17 protein-coding genes are annotated in these 17,065 nt (G+C 58.7%); 5 read left to right on the top strand and 12 right to left on the bottom strand.

The annotated features are described in order from the left end of the window. Nucleotides 1-3 precede the first annotated feature (3 nt). Nucleotides 4-1,317, top strand: a complete 1,314-nt coding sequence (locus WG939_RS04335) for an O-acetylhomoserine/O-acetylserine sulfhydrylase (RefSeq protein ID WP_339983027.1) — start codon at nucleotides 4-6, stop codon at nucleotides 1,315-1,317. Beyond that, nucleotides 1,317-2,372, top strand: a complete 1,056-nt coding sequence (metX, locus tag WG939_RS04340) for a homoserine O-acetyltransferase MetX (protein ID WP_339983030.1) — start codon at nucleotides 1,317-1,319, stop codon at nucleotides 2,370-2,372. Before WG939_RS04335 ends, metX begins: the two co-directional genes overlap by 1 nt. On the opposite strand, the gene WG939_RS04345 is transcribed toward metX, so the two are convergent. From WG939_RS04345 to WG939_RS04355, 3 genes are read right to left on the bottom strand one after another with little or no spacing between them, the layout of a single operon-like run. After that, nucleotides 2,369-2,692 carry a DUF3017 domain-containing protein gene (locus WG939_RS04345; protein ID WP_339983033.1) on the bottom strand — a complete coding sequence of 108 codons (324 nt, stop codon included), beginning with the start codon at nucleotides 2,690-2,692 and terminating at the stop codon, nucleotides 2,369-2,371. The two genes, metX and WG939_RS04345, sit on opposite strands and share 4 nt — an antisense overlap. Continuing rightward, a complete protein-coding gene (locus WG939_RS04350; protein WP_339983035.1) occupies nucleotides 2,670-3,521 on the bottom strand; it encodes a bifunctional methylenetetrahydrofolate dehydrogenase/methenyltetrahydrofolate cyclohydrolase in 852 nt (283 codons plus the stop codon). Before WG939_RS04350 ends, WG939_RS04345 begins: the two co-directional genes overlap by 23 nt. A 7-nt stretch (nucleotides 3,522-3,528) precedes the next feature. After that, nucleotides 3,529-3,870, bottom strand: a complete 342-nt coding sequence (locus WG939_RS04355) for a hypothetical protein (protein ID WP_339983037.1) — start codon at nucleotides 3,868-3,870, stop codon at nucleotides 3,529-3,531. Between the two features lie 152 nt (nucleotides 3,871-4,022). On the opposite strand from WG939_RS04355, the gene WG939_RS04360 reads away from it, so the two are divergent. Next, on the top strand, nucleotides 4,023-4,508 hold the full coding sequence (locus tag WG939_RS04360) for a tRNA (cytidine(34)-2'-O)-methyltransferase (RefSeq protein ID WP_339983039.1): 486 nt from the start codon (nucleotides 4,023-4,025) through the stop codon (nucleotides 4,506-4,508). Here the strand turns inward: WG939_RS04360 and WG939_RS04365 are convergent. The 8 genes from WG939_RS04365 to WG939_RS04400 form a co-directional block, all read right to left on the bottom strand. Then, the gene (locus WG939_RS04365; RefSeq protein ID WP_339983041.1) at nucleotides 4,498-5,160 is read right to left on the bottom strand and encodes a metal-dependent transcriptional regulator; all 663 of its coding nucleotides are present in this window, start codon (nucleotides 5,158-5,160) and stop codon (nucleotides 4,498-4,500) included. The two genes, WG939_RS04360 and WG939_RS04365, sit on opposite strands and share 11 nt — an antisense overlap. Next, nucleotides 5,147-5,959 carry a metal ABC transporter permease gene (locus tag WG939_RS04370; RefSeq protein ID WP_339983043.1) on the bottom strand — a complete coding sequence of 271 codons (813 nt, stop codon included), beginning with the start codon at nucleotides 5,957-5,959 and terminating at the stop codon, nucleotides 5,147-5,149. The genes WG939_RS04365 and WG939_RS04370 overlap by 14 nt, the downstream gene beginning before the upstream one ends. Continuing rightward, nucleotides 5,956-6,783, bottom strand: coding sequence for a metal ABC transporter permease (locus WG939_RS04375; RefSeq protein WP_339983045.1), 828 nt, complete (start codon nucleotides 6,781-6,783; stop codon nucleotides 5,956-5,958). Before WG939_RS04375 ends, WG939_RS04370 begins: the two co-directional genes overlap by 4 nt. Then, a complete protein-coding gene (locus WG939_RS04380; RefSeq protein WP_339983048.1) occupies nucleotides 6,771-7,454 on the bottom strand; it encodes a metal ABC transporter ATP-binding protein in 684 nt (227 codons plus the stop codon). The genes WG939_RS04375 and WG939_RS04380 overlap by 13 nt, the downstream gene beginning before the upstream one ends. Further along, on the bottom strand, nucleotides 7,451-8,551 hold the full coding sequence (locus tag WG939_RS04385; protein WP_339983050.1) for a metal ABC transporter substrate-binding protein: 1,101 nt from the start codon (nucleotides 8,549-8,551) through the stop codon (nucleotides 7,451-7,453). Before WG939_RS04385 ends, WG939_RS04380 begins: the two co-directional genes overlap by 4 nt. A 91-nt stretch (nucleotides 8,552-8,642) precedes the next feature. Beyond that, nucleotides 8,643-9,947, bottom strand: a complete 1,305-nt coding sequence (locus tag WG939_RS04390; RefSeq protein ID WP_339983052.1) for a PH domain-containing protein — start codon at nucleotides 9,945-9,947, stop codon at nucleotides 8,643-8,645. Then, complete coding sequence (locus WG939_RS04395) at nucleotides 9,944-10,393, bottom strand: PH domain-containing protein (RefSeq protein WP_339983055.1); 450 nt, start codon at nucleotides 10,391-10,393, stop codon at nucleotides 9,944-9,946. Before WG939_RS04395 ends, WG939_RS04390 begins: the two co-directional genes overlap by 4 nt. A gap of 79 nt (nucleotides 10,394-10,472) precedes the next feature. Then, nucleotides 10,473-11,855: an anaerobic C4-dicarboxylate transporter gene (locus tag WG939_RS04400; RefSeq protein WP_339983738.1), complete on the bottom strand. Its 1,383-nt coding sequence runs from the start codon at nucleotides 11,853-11,855 to the stop codon at nucleotides 10,473-10,475. 231 nt (nucleotides 11,856-12,086) lie between these two features. Between WG939_RS04400 and WG939_RS04405 the strand changes: the two genes are divergently transcribed. Both WG939_RS04405 and WG939_RS04410 read left to right on the top strand, forming a co-directional pair. Further along, complete coding sequence (locus WG939_RS04405) at nucleotides 12,087-12,707, top strand: trimeric intracellular cation channel family protein (protein WP_339983058.1); 621 nt, start codon at nucleotides 12,087-12,089, stop codon at nucleotides 12,705-12,707. Between the two features lie 53 nt (nucleotides 12,708-12,760). Further along, nucleotides 12,761-13,831 (top strand): MFS transporter, encoded by a 1,071-nt coding sequence (locus tag WG939_RS04410; protein ID WP_339983060.1) that lies wholly within the window; start codon nucleotides 12,761-12,763, stop codon nucleotides 13,829-13,831. A gap of 60 nt (nucleotides 13,832-13,891) precedes the next feature. Here WG939_RS04410 and WG939_RS04415 read toward each other — a convergent pair whose 3' ends face one another. Next, nucleotides 13,892-17,035, bottom strand: a complete 3,144-nt coding sequence (locus WG939_RS04415) for an error-prone DNA polymerase (RefSeq protein WP_445227878.1) — start codon at nucleotides 17,033-17,035, stop codon at nucleotides 13,892-13,894. Nucleotides 17,036-17,065 lie beyond the last annotated feature (30 nt).

A 17,065-nucleotide genomic window follows, 5' to 3' on the forward strand; every position in this document is an offset into this window, starting at 1 on the left:
CTCATGTCAAAGTACGATAATTCCGACACTTCCCAGTGGGGCTTTTCCACCCGCGCCATTCACGCAGCACAGCCAGTGGACTCCGACACCGGCGCCCGCAACCTGCCGATTTACCTCACCTCCTCCTTCCTCTTCGATTCCGCTGAGCATGCCTCCAAGCGCTTCGACCTCTCTGATCAAGGCCCGGTCTACTCCCGCCTCACCAACCCAACGGTGGCTGCCGTCGAGTCCCGGTTAGCAGACCTGGAAGGCGGAGTTCACGCCGTTCTGTTCGCTTCCGGAATGGCAGCAGAGACCGCGGCGTTCCTGAACCTCGCGGAGGCCGGCAGCCACATCGTGACGTCGCCACGCATTTACGGTGGCACCGAGACGCTGTTCCAGGTGACGCTCAAACGACTGGGGATCGAGACCACTTTTGTGGACAACCCGGATGATCCAGATTCATGGCAAGCTGCGGTACAGGACAACACCGTTGCTTTCTACGGCGAGACCTTCGGCAATCCGCTCGCCGATGTTCTCGATATTCCCGCCGTCGCCGAGGTCGCGCACCGCAATGGCGTTCCCCTGATCGTCGACAACACGCTCGCCACCGCTGCGTCCGTCCGTCCGCTGGAGCTCGGTGCGGATATAGTGGTCGCCTCGCTGACCAAGTTCTACACCGGCAACGGTTCCGGACTAGGTGGCGTGCTCATCGACGGCGGTTCCTTCGACTGGACCGTCCAGCGAAATGGTAAGCCAGTGTTCCCGGCGTTTGTCACCCCGGATCCTGCGTACCATGGCCTGCGCTACGCCGACCTCGGTGCAGCAGCCTTTGGGCTTAAGGCTCGCGTTGGAATTCTTCGCGATACCGGCGCCGCCCCATCCGCCCTCAACGCCTGGATCACCGCCCAGGGCCTGGACACCCTCAGCCTCCGCGTCGAACGCCACAACAGCAACGCCCAAAAGGTCGCAGAATTCCTCTCCTCCCACGACAAGGTTGCTTCCGTCAACTACGCCGGCCTGCCTGATTCGCCGTGGTTCTCCGTGAAAGAAAAGCTCGGCTTTGCACACGCCGGCTCGGTGCTCTCCTTTGACGTCAAGGGGGGCCGCGAGGAAGCATGGCGCTTTATCGACGCCCTAAAGTTGCACTCCAACTTGGCCAACGTCGGCGACGTCCGCTCCCTCGTCGTTCACCCTGCATCTACGACGCACTCCCAATCTGACGAAGCCGGCCTTGCCCGTGCTGGAATCACGCAGGCGACGGTTCGTCTTTCCGTGGGCATCGAGGATATCGAGGATATTCTCGCCGACCTGGCTCGTGGCCTCGAGGCAGTCTAATGCCGACAATCAACATTGGAGATTTCACCACCGAAGCCGGCGGCGTAATCCGCGATGTCGATATCGCCTACCAAACTTGGGGCGAACGCCAGGAGGACAATGTCGTACTCGTCGAGCATGCCCTGACGGGGGACGCGGATGCTGCGACTTGGTGGCGGGGACTCATCGGACCAGGTCTTGCCATCGATACCGACCGCTTCCACGTCGTGTGCACGAATGTGTTGGGTGGGTGCAAAGGCAGCACCGGACCGTCATCACCGCATCCCGACGGCGGATTCTGGGGCTCTCGGTTTCCAGCTATCTCGATCCGAGACCAGGTTGCAGCCGAGCATGCCGCCCTGCAAGCGCTGGGCTACGACCGTTTTGCAGCAGTCATCGGTGGTTCCATGGGAGGGGCCCGCGCGCTCGAATGGTGCGCTTTGTACCCCGAAGCCGTAGCTTCTGCACTGGTCCTGGCAGTTTCCGCTCGAGCCAGCGCCTGGCAGATCGGCATGCAAATGCAGCAGATCAACTCGATCGAACAGGATCCTGCCTGGCAGGGCGGAGATTTCTACGAAACTGGTTCCTCACCTGTTAAAGGCATGGGGGTTGCCCGCAAGCTCGCGCATCTGACTTACCGCGGCGAGCTGGAAATCGATGAACGCTTCGGTACCGACGCCCAACCGGGCGAAAACCCGCGCGGAACCTTCCGCTCTGCTGACCAGCGCTTCGCAGTAGAAAGCTACTTGGATTACCAAGCCGAAAAGTTGGCGGAACGCTTTGACCCAGGGTCCTACGTGGCGCTCACCGAAGCGCTCAACCGCCACGACATCGGCCGAGGGCGCGGCGGCCTCAACCGAGGTCTTGCCGACATCAAAGTCCCCACTTTTGTCATTGGCGTGGACACGGACATCCTGTACCCCTACCACCAGCAGGAACACCTTTCCCGGAACCTCGGGAATTTGCTTGGCATGGGCAAAATCGTCTCGCCCGTGGGCCACGACGCTTTTCTTACCGAAACGCGCCAGCTTGACCAGTTGATTAGGAGATTCTTCCGCTTGGCTGCTGCCCTCTAACTTCCCAGGGAGTCAACGGAAAGCGCCAGAAAGAGCATGATTGTTCCTAGGGTGGCGGAGAAGATGGCGTCGAAACGCCGCGAGCGAACCGCAAAGACGCCCAAGACCTGGGAATCGCAGTAGACCCGCAGCACCGCCAGTGCCATCATCGCCACCCCAAGCACAAAGGTGGAGCGGCGCCAGTGCTCGGTGATGGACAGGACCACGGCGAATGCGATAAGCAGGCCGAAACCCGCCATGCCAAGCCATTGGAGTCGGCGAGGGATGGCGGAGGGTGGCAGCTCCGCGTCGTGGGGATTAGCCAGCTTGTTGTTCTGCACGTTCGACCACGTTTCGCACCAGGAATGCACGGGTCAGCGGGCCAACGCCACCTGGGTTAGGTGAAACGAAACCGGCAACTTCCCAGACGTCGGGGTGAACGTCACCGAGGAGCTTGCCGTCCTTGCGGGACACTCCAACATCCAAAATGGCAGCGCCTGGCTTAACCATGTCCGCCGTGAGCATGTGTGGCTGGCCAGCAGCCGCAACGATGACATCTGCCTGCTTAGTTTCTGCCACCAGGTCCTTGGTGCCCGTGTGGCACAGCGTGACGGTAGCATTTTCGGAGCGACGGGTCAGCATGAGCCCAATCGGGCGACCGACGGTCACACCACGACCGATGACGACGACCTTCGCACCATTCAGCTCAACACCGAATCGCTTGAGCAGGGAAATCGCACCGTTCGGGGTGCACGGCAGCGGAGCAGGCTCGTTAAGCACCAGCTTGCCCAGGTTCACTGGGTGCAGGCCATCGGCATCCTTTGCTGGGTCGATAGCAGCGAGCACGGCATTTTCATCGAGGTGCTTCGGCAGTGGCAGCTGCACGATGTAGCCGGTGCATTCCGGATCGTTGTTCAGCTCGTCGATGACCTTGAGCAGATCTTCCTGGGAGATATCTGCAGGCAGATCCTTGCGGATGGACTTCACGCCGATCTGTTCGCAGTCGCGGTGCTTCATCTTCACGTATGAGTGAGATGCCGGGTCATCGCCCACCAGCACGGTAGCCAGGCCTGGGGTGATCCCCTTCTCCTTCAGCTTTTCGACGCGCACCTTCAGGTCGGCGAAGATCTCATCGCGGTATAGGTTTCCATCAAGCTTTGCTGCAGTCATGGGGCCATTATTTCATGGATGGACGCCAAAGCAGGACACTCACCCACAACGCCACCACGGTGAGGACGTTTCCCGCCATGGCTGCTTTCGTCAGAAAACCCAGAATGTCCATCACGAGGGAACCTTTTTGGGTCACGAAACCAATGATGATGGCAAGGAATCCGATCGAAACATAGGTGCTGAGTGTTCCCAAACAACCCGCCGCGCTGACGATGGCAAACTTGGAATGGTCCTGGCTCTTTGGCACCAAGTACACAGCCAGGCCGGCCAATGAAGCCGCGACCGTTGTAGTGGTCCCAACAATGAGCGTCGCGATCAAGAACAGCGGAATAAGTACGAGCCCATTCATCGACTCCCCTTTTACGAAGATGTCGTGCCACGGGAAGCGATCATTGGATAAAGGCGAATGGTGAGGAAGGGCCCCACGGTCACCAGCAGGAGAGCTAGCCATCCGGACTTGAAATTCACCACTTCATTTTCTCACGAGTAACCTAAACAGACATGCAGAGTCCATTCGCGCACATCATTTTTGAACGCCCCGTCATCCCTCCGAACACGGGCAATGCGATTCGGATGTGCGCGGGAACCGGCGCACGTCTACACCTGGCTGGCCCGTTGGGATTCAACCTGGAGGAAAAGAACCTGCGTCGCGCGGGCCTGGACTATCACGACCTCGCCGATGTGCAGGTGCATGACAGCCTTGACGACGCCTTCGGCGCCATCCCCGAAGCCCGCGTCTTCGCATTCACCGCTCATTGCGACAACAATTTCGCCGACGTTTCCTACCAGCCAGGCGATGTTTTGCTCTTCGGCACCGAACCCACCGGGCTCACCGACTATGCCTTGAACCATCCTCGCGTCACACAATTGGTGCGAATCCCAATGCTGCCGGGCCGACGTTCAATGAACCTGTCTAACGCCGCTGCTGTCGCGTGCTATGAAGCGTGGCGCCAGCAAGGTTTCCCGGGAGCCGTCCTTAAAGGGTGACGTTGATTGCCGCCAGGGCTGCTTCCGCTAGGGCAACTTCCTTATCCCCGACCACAACAAGGGACATGCCGCCAAAGATTTCCTTGCCCAGTCGTACTTCGGTGCCCGGAGTGATTCCGTTTTGCGCCAAGTAGCGCAAAAGTTCAGCGTCGCAGTCATGGATGCGTACCACTGTCGCCAGGGTTCCCGGTGGCACTTCGCCGAGATGAAGCGAGCCGACATTCTCAATGTCGCCGGAGGCTGACGGGATGGGATCGCCGTGAGGATCGTGGGTGGGAAACCCGAGGATTTCATCGATGCGCTCGATAAACTTCTCTGACACTGCGTGTTCCAGAGCATCCGCTTCCTCATGGATTTCATCCCAAGCGTAGCCCAGTGAATGCACCAAGAATGTCTCGATCAACCGATGCCTTCGAACCATGACTAGGGCGTATCGCCGCCCCGCTTCGGTTAAGGCAATGCCACCGTACGGTTCGTGAACCACCAAGTCTTTTTCCACCAACCGCTTTATCGCTTCCGAGGTAGTTGATGCGCGTTGATCCAACGCAGCAGCAATGTCACGCATGGTGGCGTGCGATCCGGTGCGCTCGGAAATATCCCAAACAAGTTTCAGGTAATCCTGTGTTTTCGCCGGTAACTCAGACACGTGCATTCCTCAATAATAAAGCGAGCACGTAGCTTAGACCGCCTAGGAGTGCGATACACCCGCCTGTCGACAGATCAGCCACCACACCGAGTAGTAGACCACCACTGCCCATCACTACTCCAGTAGTAACGGAAACAAACAGAAACCTGCCGGGAGTGCGAGCGAGGGCCCAGGCAACACCTGCAGGTGCTGCCAAGAGCGAGATCGGGACAATTGCCCCTACAGCTGGGATGGCAACGGTGACGGCGGCGCAGATGAGAATGAGGACGGTGGCGTCGATAAGCCTGCTCTTGTGAGCAAGCATCCCCGGGTCAAATGCCCGAAAGACAAGCGGCCACCACCATCGTCCGAAAACTGCTACTACCAGTAACAACAAACTGCAGGCACACAGCACATCTATCTTGTTCACCGTTAACACGGACCCGGTGAGGAAAGTATCCACCCGAATCGGGAGGGGCTGGAACCACTTGGCCAGGAAGTAGCCACTGGAAAACGCGAAGGTCAGCACCACTCCTGCTGCTGCGGGAGGAGAAATACCGGGTATCTGAGCTATCCATCTCATCGCCAATGAAAGCGCAAGACACATAACAAAACTGCCGGTAAACAGCCACAGTGAGCGTGCTTGAGTCGACAGCCCGGGAGCCAGCGCACTGCTTAGCACCACGCCAAGCACAGCACCTGGGAAGGACGCATGGGTAATGGCCTCGGCAAAGAAGATCTTGCGATGCAGTGCGGCAAGCGCCCCGATGGCAGCGGTAGCTGCCCCGAGTACGATGACCTCAATGAGTGGCAAGGTAGGGATCATGCTCTCCCCCGCCTTATTGCACCTACGCCCAGCATGACCGCGCAGACTGCGAGCAAAGACAAACAGATTGCGGCCTGAGGGGAAACAGGATGCGAGGTGGGTTGGAGCATCGCGAAAAAACCGAGGGCGCTGCCGAACAGTGCACATAGGACTGACCACACTGCCATGTCTGTCGCGCCCCGCGCCAGGGCACGGGCCCCTACCGCAGGCACCACTAGAAATCCGACCACCAGCAGCACACCTACTACTGAGGATCCCGCGACTACTACACAGGCGATGCCAATATTGAGAGCCAAGTCCGTGCGCCATGTGTGTACGCCCAAAATCCGTGACATTCTGCTGTCGAAAGCCATCATGACCTGCGCTCTCCAGGTCCCAACCACGACCGCGGTACCGACCAAGCACGCCGCCACCGACTGCCCGAGGCGCATTGGATTCATTTCCAGCACACGGCCAAACATCAAAGCTTCCAACTGCCCCGACCTGTCCGCAAAGTACAGGGAAATGACGATCCCCAAGGAGTAGAACGAGGTCAGGACTACAGCGGTGCCAATGTCGTTGTGGCCCCGACCGCCGGTGGTCAGTGCAATCACTGTGGCCCCCGCCGCAATGCACGCCCCGGCAATGATCGAATCCGTTCCCCCGATCACAAAACCAATGACAATTCCGGGGAAAACGGAGTGAACCATAGCCTCAGCCCGAAATTCCTCGGTGCGGAGGTTGACGATGGTGCCAACGATGCCTGCGCTCACACTCAAAAACAGCAGCACGACAAGTGGGCGCACCAGGTAAGGCGTGCTCAATACAAGGCTTAGCTGCTGCACAGCACGTCCTCTACCGCCATGGCGTCCAGCACTTCCGCAGTGGGACCAAAGGCTCTCTGCTGTCCCGCAATGACGAGTGTGAGGTCGCAAACGCGGCGCGCGAGCGACAGATCGTGGGTAGTGGCGATGACGGCAACCCCGTCTGCTTTCAGCTCACTGATAAGTTGGACCAGAACATCTCGGTTTTCAGGGTCAAGGCCGTTGAATGGTTCATCGAGCAGCAACAATCCTGGTTGGGTGACAAGTGCCCGGGCAATCAGCACGCGCTGGCGCTGGCCACCAGAGAGCTGCCCAAACTGGACCCCGGCACGATCAGCGAGTCCGACTTTTTCCAGTGCCTTCTGCACTGCTCGTCGCGCAGTGGCCGGTAATCGCCAGGGTCTCTTGCCTTCAGCGGCATAGCATCCCATCTCCACCACGTTGCTGGCAGAGATAGGAAACGAGGGATCAAAGTTCGTGGTCTGAGGCACGTATCCGATACGGAGTTCGTCGAGCTGCATGTGCCCACTGAGCAGATCCGCTTGGCCCAACAATCCGGCGAGCATGGTGGTCTTGCCAGCGCCGTTCGGTCCGATGACAGCGAGTGCTTCACCTGCGCATAGGGAGAAGTCCAACCCGCTGATTACTGGAGACTTTCCATATCCGAAGCACGCGCCAGTGAGTTGGATCATGCGTGGCCCAATTCGTGTGGCATTGGCGCCACCGTGCCACCCCATGCGGTGACCAGTGTTTGGACGTTGTGCACGATGGATCCTATGTAGGTATCCCCCTCAGTACCCTCCGGGCCGAGAGAATCGCCGTAAAGGGCGTCGTCATTGCTGATGACCCGCACGCCCGTCGCCCTTCCAACGGCCTCGATTGACTTTGAGTTGTTCGAGTTTTCCGCGAAGATCACCTTGGTTTTGGACTCTTTCACCTGTTCAACAGCTTGTTGAATATGGCTGTTTGTCGCGTCTTGCTGTGCATTGAAATCTGACAGTGCCGCACCGATGAAATTGATGCCGTAGTCGCGTGCGAGGTAGCCGAAGGCGTCGTGGGAGGTGAATAGGATGCGGTCCTGCTTTGGGACCGTCTCAAAACTCGCCCGCGCCCAACGGTCCAGGGCTGCAAGCTTATCGACGTATCCTGCGGTGCGCGCCTGCCAGTCAGCTGCGTGCTTGTCATCGGCTTTCTCTAGCGCTGCGCCAATATTCTTAACCTGAACCGTAGCGCCGGCTGGGCTGGTCCAAATGTGCGGGTCGTGGGAGAATTCCGCTTCTTCACCGGGCTCTGGAGCAAATGGCCACGGTGCTACGTCAGCCTTGGCAGGGCCGGCGATCGTGTGAAAAGCACCGGTCCCCGCATTGGTGTTTGCAACTCCTGAGGTGACGACGAGGGATCCCTTGAATGCCGATGTTTCGATCGCGTCATCCAGGAAGTGTTCAAGGTCAACACCATTGGTGAGCAGCAGGTCAGCGGAAGAGAGCGCCTTCATTTGCTGCGGAGTCATTTCGTGGTCGTGAGCCGAAGCGTTAGGGGCTAACAGACACGTGAGCCGGAGATTCGGTTTTCCATCTTGTGGCGAATGGACGGCCCCCTGCGAGTCGGTCTTTTCCAACCGGATGTCTGAATCTGGCTGGTTGGCGGCAAGTTCGGTCACATAGTCACAAATTTGCGTAGTGGTTGCCACAACGCTGACCGCGTCTGTACCGAGGTCTGTGGCGTCTGGTGTGCAGGCTACGAGGAGGCTACTTGCAGCGACTACTGCAAGGCCAGCAATTCTTCTCACTGTCGTTTTCCTTCCGGGAATGGGTCACTCGATTGTGACCCCACCCCCACACCATAACGACATTGAAGTTCATAGTTCAACTCATTGAACTTTAAAGTTTTGGCAATTGCCTCTTTCTGAGCATCTTCATCAATTGCTCCACATCACCATCATCGAGCTGCCGAACTGTCATCCCAACTGGCCCACGAACAAGGTCGAGGCGGACATTCGACACGTGGAGCAGTCGCGCAATCGGCCCTCGCACCAGCGTTATTTCTTGAATGTGGGGCGGAGCAATCACACTCATCCGGCGGCCAAACCGACCAGAATGCACTACCACTGCCCGCTCCCCTAAAATCGTCACGGTTTGCCGAGAGCAATCAATTGGAGTGAGCCACCAGGCACGAGAAGGCGTCACAAAGGTTGGATCTGTCGCCTGCTCTGGAGACACCTCAGCCTGATCCAGGGGGCTCAGTGCCGCTACCATGTCCACCGCCTGGACCTTCGTCCCTACCGGTAGCAACGTCGTCGTGCCGCCCTGCTTATCCCCGAGCCCATATCCGGCGACGGAGACCTGGACCTGCCACCAGCCGGTCAGCCGCCACAGCAGCGGCTGAGAGATTTTCACGGCGTGGATGCGCTGCAGCGGGATGGTTTGGCGACGCCGATCCGCGAGGCCATAGGAGATGTTGAGGGCGTCGTCATGCAGCGTCGCGGTGAACTGCCAGCTCCGGTCGATGATGCCCCAGATCCAGGGGCCAAAGCCGACGACGACCGGCAGGATGATTCCTAAGCCACCGGGCAGCACAATCCCGAGGGCGATGCCGCCAGCGGTGATCAGTGCCGCGGGGTGCAGGATCGCGGCCACGAGCGATCTTTCGATGGGGATCGGCGGGATGAATTCGAGGCTCTCATCCGCGGGAGCTGCTACATTCACTCCATTGAGATGTGCCAGCACCTCCGCCCGCACCTGCTCCGCTTCCGGGCGGGTCAAGTAGAGAATTTCCAGGGCGGAGTCAATGCCTCCGGCGGTTTCGATGCGCACCTTGGCTACTCCGAAGATGCGGGCGATCACGGGTTCCACCACATCGACGGCCTGAATGCGGTCATAGCGGGCAGTGCGCAGCCGAGTGGAGACTACGCCACTACGGATCGCTACTTCCTCCTCGGAGAGTCGAAACCCCATGGCCCGCCACCAGATCCCCGAACCCCACCACACGAAGACGCACATCACAGCAAAGACTGCTACGGCTCCGACCAGCCACAACAGGTGCGAGGAATCCCCTTCGAGGAACTTCGCCACGCTGCTGAAAGCCGAGGCGTTCATGTTCAGCAATAACACTGTGAATAGTGCGAGAATCGTGGTCCAAAAGCGCAGCAGCGGCGTCGCTCGGTGCACGCGCCGGAAGTCGTTCACAGCCCGCTCATCCTCTCGCGCGCCCGTTCTGCCAGCCGGTCACGGAGGGCGTCGGCGTCCGCGGCGAGCAGGCCACGTACCGTCGCATCGCTTGTCGACGACGCCGTGTGCAGTTCCACGTGTTTCAGGCCAAATGCTCGTTCAATGGGGCCGGCTTTAACGTCTACGAATTGGATGCGCCCATATGGAATCACGGTGAAGGTATGCCAGAGTTTTCCTTTGGTGAGCAGCAATTCGTCTTCGGTTTCCTGCCAGCCGAGCTTCTTTACCTGCGCTGGTATGAGCCATAGCAGCCAGGCCACGAATACGCCGGTGATTGCAGCCCCCGCAAAGAAATAGGGGTTCATCAAGAGACCGAATCCGATGCACAGGGCAAGTGCAAGCAGTGGCCAGGGCAAGAGAGCCAGGTAGCGAACCGTGGCGAGTTTCGGGGAGGCGGGGTTCATAGCACTATCTTTACCACTGCTTTAACAAAAGGAAACGGCCCCAGCAACGAATGTTGCCAGGGCCGGACTGGTAGTTGAACTACAGCAGGACTGTAGCGAGGAGGGAACCAACCACACAGGAGGTAATAACCGAGATGAAGCCCGGAATGATGAAGGAGTGGTTCAGCACGTACTTACCGATGCGCGTGGTGCCGGTCTTATCGAAGCCGATGCACGCCAGGTCGGATGGGTAGGTAGGCAGGATGAAGTAGCCGTATGCTGCGCCGTAGAAACCAACGATGAGTTCTGGGGCAACACCGAGCTGCAGACCAATTGGCGCAATAGCAACCAGTGCGGCTGCCTGGGAGTTAACCAGCTTGGAAACCACGAGCAAAACAATGGCGTATGCCCAAGGAGCGGACTCGACCACGCCACCGAGGGAACCCTTCAGGGCGTCGATGTGAACCTGGAAGAAGGTGTCCGCCATCCATGCAACACCGAACACGGAGAACACGGCGGTCATACCAGCCTTGAACACTGCGGTGTTGGCGATCTTGCCAGCTTCGGTCTTGCAGAAGATGAGGATGAATGCACCGGTGACGAGCATGACCATCTGGATGACCAGGTTCATGGACAGTGGCTCCATGCCCTTCTTGCCTTCGAAGGCTGGGCGGAGGTTTTCAAACGCACCGAGGATAACCACGACGGCGATGGCGATGAAGAATGCCCACATTGCCCGGAAGGATTCCTTAGGGAAGACCTTGCCCAGCAGGGTCTCGGAAGAAGAGTAGACCATCTTCTCGAACTCTGGGTCCTTCATGCGCTCCTGGAATGCCTCATCCTTGTCCAGATCCTTGCCACGGCGCAGGGACCACAGGGCTGCCAGCAGCACACCTGCGAGGGAAGCTGGGATGGCGACCATCAGGATCTGAGGGATGGAGTAAGCCTTCTCGATAACGCCGGCATCCTTAGCAAGGATCGAAGCGAGCGAGACCGTTGCGACGGAAACTGGGGATGCGGTGATACCCATCTGGGAGCTTGTCGACGCCACAGCCATCGGACGTTCTGGGCGGATGCCCTTCTTGATGGCGATGTCCTCAATGATTGGGAACATGGTGTACACCACGTGGCCAGTACCGCAGAGAACGGTAAGGAACCAGGTGGTCAGTGGTGCCAGGATGGTAATCATTTCCGGCTTCTTGCGCAGCAATTTCTCCGCGTATTGCATCATCACGTCCAGACCACCTGCTTGTTGGAGGGTGGACGCACAGCCGATGACGGCGATGATAGTGAGCATGACGTCTACTGGTGGCTTGCCTGGTTCGATACCAAACAGGAACACCATGAGCAGAAGGCCAAAGCCAGAGATGAGGCCCAGTCCGATGCCGCCATAACGGGTACCGAGAAGGAGGCAGAACAGCACCACCAGGATCTGCAGCACAATGGCTACACCTGAGGCTGGGTCGAGGATCGTGGCTAGCACAGATCGCACCTTTCTTTCGAAAGTGAATAAAAATCAATTCGGTAAATGTATCGCTTTAACTCTAAACTTGCATCGAAATGTGGGACTAGTTGGCACTTGTTGACATTTCCCACACTTGCAGCAGTTGACTCTTAACGCGTCTTTATGTTTCGTTGAACATTCGTAGTTTTCCGTCGCCTGGAGTACCCTGTTGGAAGCACTTATCAATCCCCTATCCAAGCAGGTCAGACCTTGATTTCTTTTCTCAAGATTTTGTGGATCATTGGCATTACTGCCGAGGGCATGACTGGGGCGCTGGCCGCCGGCCGACTCAAGATGGATTTGTTTGGTGTGGCAGTTATCGCATCCGTGACCGCTATCGGGGGTGGCACTATCCGCGACATCGTGCTTGGGCACTATCCCCTCTCGTGGGTAGCGGAGCCGCAGTATTTGGTTTTGGTCTGGATTGCAGCCCTTGTTACCGTGGCCATGCCATTCCTCTTGGAGAATTTCCGCATCGCATTTTTGGTCCTGGATGCCATCGGGTTGTCCGCTTTTGCCGTCATTGGAACCGAGGTTGCGCTGCGACTCGGGCATGGTTTCATCATCGCCTTGGTTGCCTCGGTCATCACCGGTGTTTTCGGAGGTGTGCTTCGCGATATTTTGTGTGGCCGCATTCCACTCGTATTCCAGAAGGAGCTGTACGCATCGATCGCAGTTCTTGCCACTGTGATCTACTTCGCGTTGCTCGCTCTGGGAGTGCATGAGTCGGTAACCGCCGCAGTCGCCGTTGCCGTTTCAATGATTGTTCGCCTGCTCGCGATCTGGCGCGGTTGGGCCCTCCCGGTGTTTGATCACCAGGAACGCGCTTAGTCATTCGATTTCATCATGCGACACAGCATGCCTTGACCAGCTATTTCAGATGCATGAGAGTAACACTATTCCTGCTCGGCATGTGCTCCTTACTCAACCTCTATTCCACTCAACCAGTGCTCTCCCAGTTGGCACAGTGGAGTGGTCAATCACCAGAACATTCCGCGTGGACCATTAGCGCCACCACGTTTGGTGTAGCCCTGTGTGCCCCGTTTGCCGGCGCAATCTCTGATGTCTTTGGCCGCAAAAAGCTCATGATCTTGGCGCTCTCCACGATGGCGATGAGCACTTTGTGCTGCATTTTTGCTCCAAATTTTTGGGTTCTCCTGACATTGAGACTGTTTCAAGGCATGGCGACCCCGTTCGTTTTCACCGTGGCCGTTGCCTACATTGCAGAAGAATGCTTTGAACGAGCCCGCGTTAACAGCATCTACGTCGCGGGAACGGCCTTTGGTGGCTTTGCAGGTCGACTACTTTCCGGGCTTATCACCGATGCGACGGGGTCTTGGCGACTATCGTTTCTTGCGAACGCCTCGCTGATACTCATGACACTAGTTGTCACTATCGCTTTCCTGCCTATCGAACGCAACTTCTCCCCCGCAACATCAGTGAGAGCATCCGTCTCGGGTCTCAGCCAACATATGAAGGATCCAGCGATCCTGGCGTCGTGTTTCATCGCCGCTGCCTTGTTGTTCCAACAGGTCTCCACCTTCACTTTTGGATCATTGCACTTGATGACGCCACTATTTTCACTTTCAGCTACCGCGATCGGATTCGTTTTCGTAGTGTTCCTGTTGCCAACCGTTCTCACTCCGCTGAGCGGCAAACTCATTTCTACAAAGGGGCGCTACGCCGCATTTGCTGTGGTCACTGTGCTTACACTTGGCGGACTATCGCTTTCTCTCATTCCGCTCACAACCGCGGTTGTGGCTGGGTTGGCATTTTCTTGCGTTGCGGTGTTCATGGGGCAATCGTGCGGAACCGGATTTGTGGGCGCTCACGCCGTCCGCAACACTTCGGCTGCGGTCGGCCTGTACACATTCTCTTACTATTTCGGTGGTACCTTAGGGGCTATTTTGCCTCAGGCCGCTTACGCGCAATGGGGATGCTTTCTACAGTGCTGATCGTGGGAACTCTATCCGTGATGAGCTTAGGACTCGCCCGCGCTTTCTGGCGCATCTAGCTCATCTGAAATCCCTGGATCCGCGGCTCAAGAACTCCCCGATCGGCAACGGCTCTAGACGGTCCGCCACCAGGGTCGGCGCTCCAGTCGCGTTCTGGATAATCCCGCGAATAAGCAGCGCCTTCGAGGTTCGCGCCACCAGCTTGTCTTTTGCCCACAAGCCGGGCGAGATCATCACGTTCATCAGGCCGGTCTCATCCTCCAGCCCCATGAAGGTCACTCCCCCAGCGGTCTGGGGTCGCTGCCGATGCGTGACGACGCCCGCGATCTTGATTCGAGTACCGTCTGCCACCTCAAGCAGCTGATTCGCGGTCACTACCCCCTGCGCAGCGAGCGATGCCCGCAGCATCTCCATCGGCTGTTTGTCATGTGTGACACCAGTGGACGAAATATCTGCTACGAGCAGCTCAAAGGCATTCATGCCAGGTAGCGAAGGCGCCTGGATCGCAGACAGCCCCGGCAGCATCCCCTCGTTCTCGGTCGCGGCCACACCTGCCTCCCACAGCGCTTGCCTGCGGGTCAGCCCAAAGCAGTCAAGAGCCCCGGCGCGCGCCAGAGCTTCGGTGTGCGCTACTGAAAGCGAGGCCCGGCGAGCCAGGTCCGCTACTCCTGTGTAGGGTGCGTGCTCGGCCACGCGGGTGGCAGCGTCGGAGCCAAGCCCGTGCACCAGGTTGAGCCCCAATCTGATGGCACCACCTGGGCAATCGGCCTCCACCCCGGACTCGTTCACGTCAATAGGCAGGATCTTCACCCCATGCCTGCGGGCATCCTGGATCAGGGACTGTGGCGAGTAGAAGCCCATCGGTTGGGCGCGCAGTAGCCCGACGCAGAATTCCGCCGGGTAGTAGTACTTGAACCAGGCGGAGAAATATACGAGTCCTGCAAAGGACTGGGAGTGGGATTCCGGAAAGCCGTAGGCAGCGAAGGCGACCATTTTGTTCCAGAGGTTATCGGCCACCTCGCCTGCGATCCCGTTGCATTCACGCAAGCCGGTGTAGAAGCGCTCCTTCAGGGCCGCCATCTTCGCTGGGGAACGCTTTGATCCCATGGCGCGTCGTAAAGCGTCGGCTTCGGCGCCGGAGAACCCGGCGGCGTCGCGGGCCATCTGCATGAGTTGTTCCTGGAAGAGCGGGATGCCGAGGGTCTTGGCCAGCGAATTCTCCAGGCAGGGATGGTCGTAGGTAACCGGTTCCTGACCGTTGCGACGGCGGATGTAGGGGTGCACGGATCCGCCTTGGATGGGGCCGGGACGGATGAGGGCAACCTCCACCACGAGATCGAAGAACTCGCGGGGTTTCAGGCGCGGGAGGGTGGACATTTGGGCGCGGGATTCCACCTGGAACACGCCCACGGAGTCGGCGCGGGAGAGCATGGCGTAGACGTGCGGGTCGGCAAGGTCGAGGTCCCAGAGGTTGACGGTCACCCCTTGGTGCGTCAGCACCAAGTCGGTCATATGGTGCAGCGCCTCCAGCATGCCAAGGCCCAGGAGATCGAACTTGACCAGGCCCGCGGAGGCACAGTCGTCCTTGTCCCACTGCACCACTGAGCGCTTTTCCATGCGGGCCCATTCCACGGGTACCACGTCCGCAATGGGGCGGTCGCAGATCACCATGCCACCGGAGTGAATGCCGAGGTGTCGGGGCTGCCCCTCGAACTGCGTGGCCAATTCCAGCACGCGCGCAGGGGGTTCCGCGACCCCGCGCGACCAGGCGTCGCAACTGCCCTGCGGGTAACCGAGGGCGCGGCCGGCGTCGCGGATCGCGCCTTTGCGACGGTACGTAATCACGTTCGCCACTTGCGCCGCGTTCTCTCGGCCATACTTCTCATAAACATATTGGATGACTTCCTCGCGACGCCCGGATTCGATGTCGATATCGATGTCCGGCGGGCCGTCACGATCCGGGGAGAGAAAACGCTCGAAGAGCAGCTTGGACTGGATCGGTTCCACTGCGGTGATGCCCAGTACGAAGCACACTGCGGAGTTCGCCGCCGATCCTCGCCCCTGGCACAAAATGTTGCTTTGCCTGCAAAAATCGACCAGATCGGTCACGATGAGGAAATAGCCCGGAAAACCGAGCGTTTCAATTACGGACAGCTCGTACTCGACTTGCTGGCGCGCCCGGTCGTGGATCTCCGCTGAGCGGGAAGCGTAGCGATCATTGAAACGCTCCTCCACCATCCGGCGCAGCCAGGTCATTTCGGTGTGCCCTGCTGGGACGTCCCACAGCGGCAGATTGGGGGCAACGAGGTCGAGCGTGAACGCGCACTGCTGAGCGAGCTCTGCGGTGTAGTCAATGAGATCGTCGGCACCTGGCACCGCTTTCTTAAGAATTTCCTCAGGACGGAGCCATGTTCCGCCCACCGGATGCGCATACGATTCTGCCCGCCCCACATCGAGCCGAAGCTTCAGCGCAGCCTTTGCTGCAGCCAGCCGAGCCTCGGCAAAAGTAGCGGCAGTGGGGACACCACTCAGAATTCCACGGAGTCCGTATTCGGTTTGCGCTTCGCGCAGTTGTGCGATCCGATCCGCGTCTTCCGGCACCATCAACGCCTGATGCTCGAGCACTACATTGCCCGATCCGAACACCTCAATGAGAGAGTCGAGAGCGGGCCACCAACGATGATCGGCAAGAACGACCCAGTGCTCCGCATGCTCCGCCAGAAGTTCCAGCGGCGGATACACGCAAGCATCCTTCTCACCACCAGCCATTCGCGCCTCAGATATAACGCGAGACAGTCTGCGGTACCCCTCCGGGGATCTAGCAAGGACGGTCAATGGGGCGTCGATAAGCGAAAGCTCGGCGCCAAACACCGTACCGATCCCGACCTGCGCAGCCGCCTCAGCAAATTTGACCGCGCCATAGAAACCGTCACGGTCGACGATCCCCAGCGCTGGCATGCCCAGCTGCGCCGCCCGCGCCACCAATGCCTCCGGCTCGGACGCTCCAACGAGAAAGTTATAGGAGCTGCGTGCGTGCAGTTCAGCAAAGTGTCCCAGCGGGCTTGTCGACGCCACAGACTCCGATCCCAGATGAGCGACCGACACCGGGGTCGTAGTCGGTTTACCGCTGAGAATTCGCTCGAGCTTCGACCAGCTGAGCGGTCGCCCGTTGAATCCGCCTCCGTCCCACTCCACAAAACCAATTTAGCACACCTGTTCGACATGGATATATTT

It is taken from the genome of Corynebacterium sp. H130 (assembly GCF_037572395.1).
GTDB lineage: Bacteria > Actinomycetota > Actinomycetes > Mycobacteriales > Mycobacteriaceae > Corynebacterium.

Excerpts from the sequence above, each read along its gene's own strand:
- WG939_RS04370 (WP_339983043.1), bottom strand. The coding sequence starts at position 5,959 with ATGATCCCTACCTTGCCACTCATTGAGGTCATCGTACTCGGGGCAGCT.
- WG939_RS04380 (WP_339983048.1), bottom strand. The coding sequence starts at position 7,454 with ATGATCCAACTCACTGGCGCGTGCTTCGGATATGGAAAGTCTCCAGTA.
- WG939_RS04365 (WP_339983041.1), bottom strand. The coding sequence starts at position 5,160 with ATGCACGTGTCTGAGTTACCGGCGAAAACACAGGATTACCTGAAACTT.
- WG939_RS04360 (WP_339983039.1), top strand. The coding sequence starts at position 4,023 with ATGCAGAGTCCATTCGCGCACATCATTTTTGAACGCCCCGTCATCCCT.
- WG939_RS04335 (WP_339983027.1), top strand. The coding sequence starts at position 4 with ATGTCAAAGTACGATAATTCCGACACTTCCCAGTGGGGCTTTTCCACC.
- WG939_RS04350 (WP_339983035.1), bottom strand. The coding sequence starts at position 3,521 with ATGACTGCAGCAAAGCTTGATGGAAACCTATACCGCGATGAGATCTTC.
- WG939_RS04395 (WP_339983055.1), bottom strand. The coding sequence starts at position 10,393 with ATGAACCCCGCCTCCCCGAAACTCGCCACGGTTCGCTACCTGGCTCTC.
- WG939_RS04355 (WP_339983037.1), bottom strand. The coding sequence starts at position 3,870 with ATGAATGGGCTCGTACTTATTCCGCTGTTCTTGATCGCGACGCTCATT.
- WG939_RS04410 (WP_339983060.1), top strand. The coding sequence starts at position 12,761 with ATGAGAGTAACACTATTCCTGCTCGGCATGTGCTCCTTACTCAACCTC.
- metX (WP_339983030.1), top strand. The coding sequence starts at position 1,317 with ATGCCGACAATCAACATTGGAGATTTCACCACCGAAGCCGGCGGCGTA.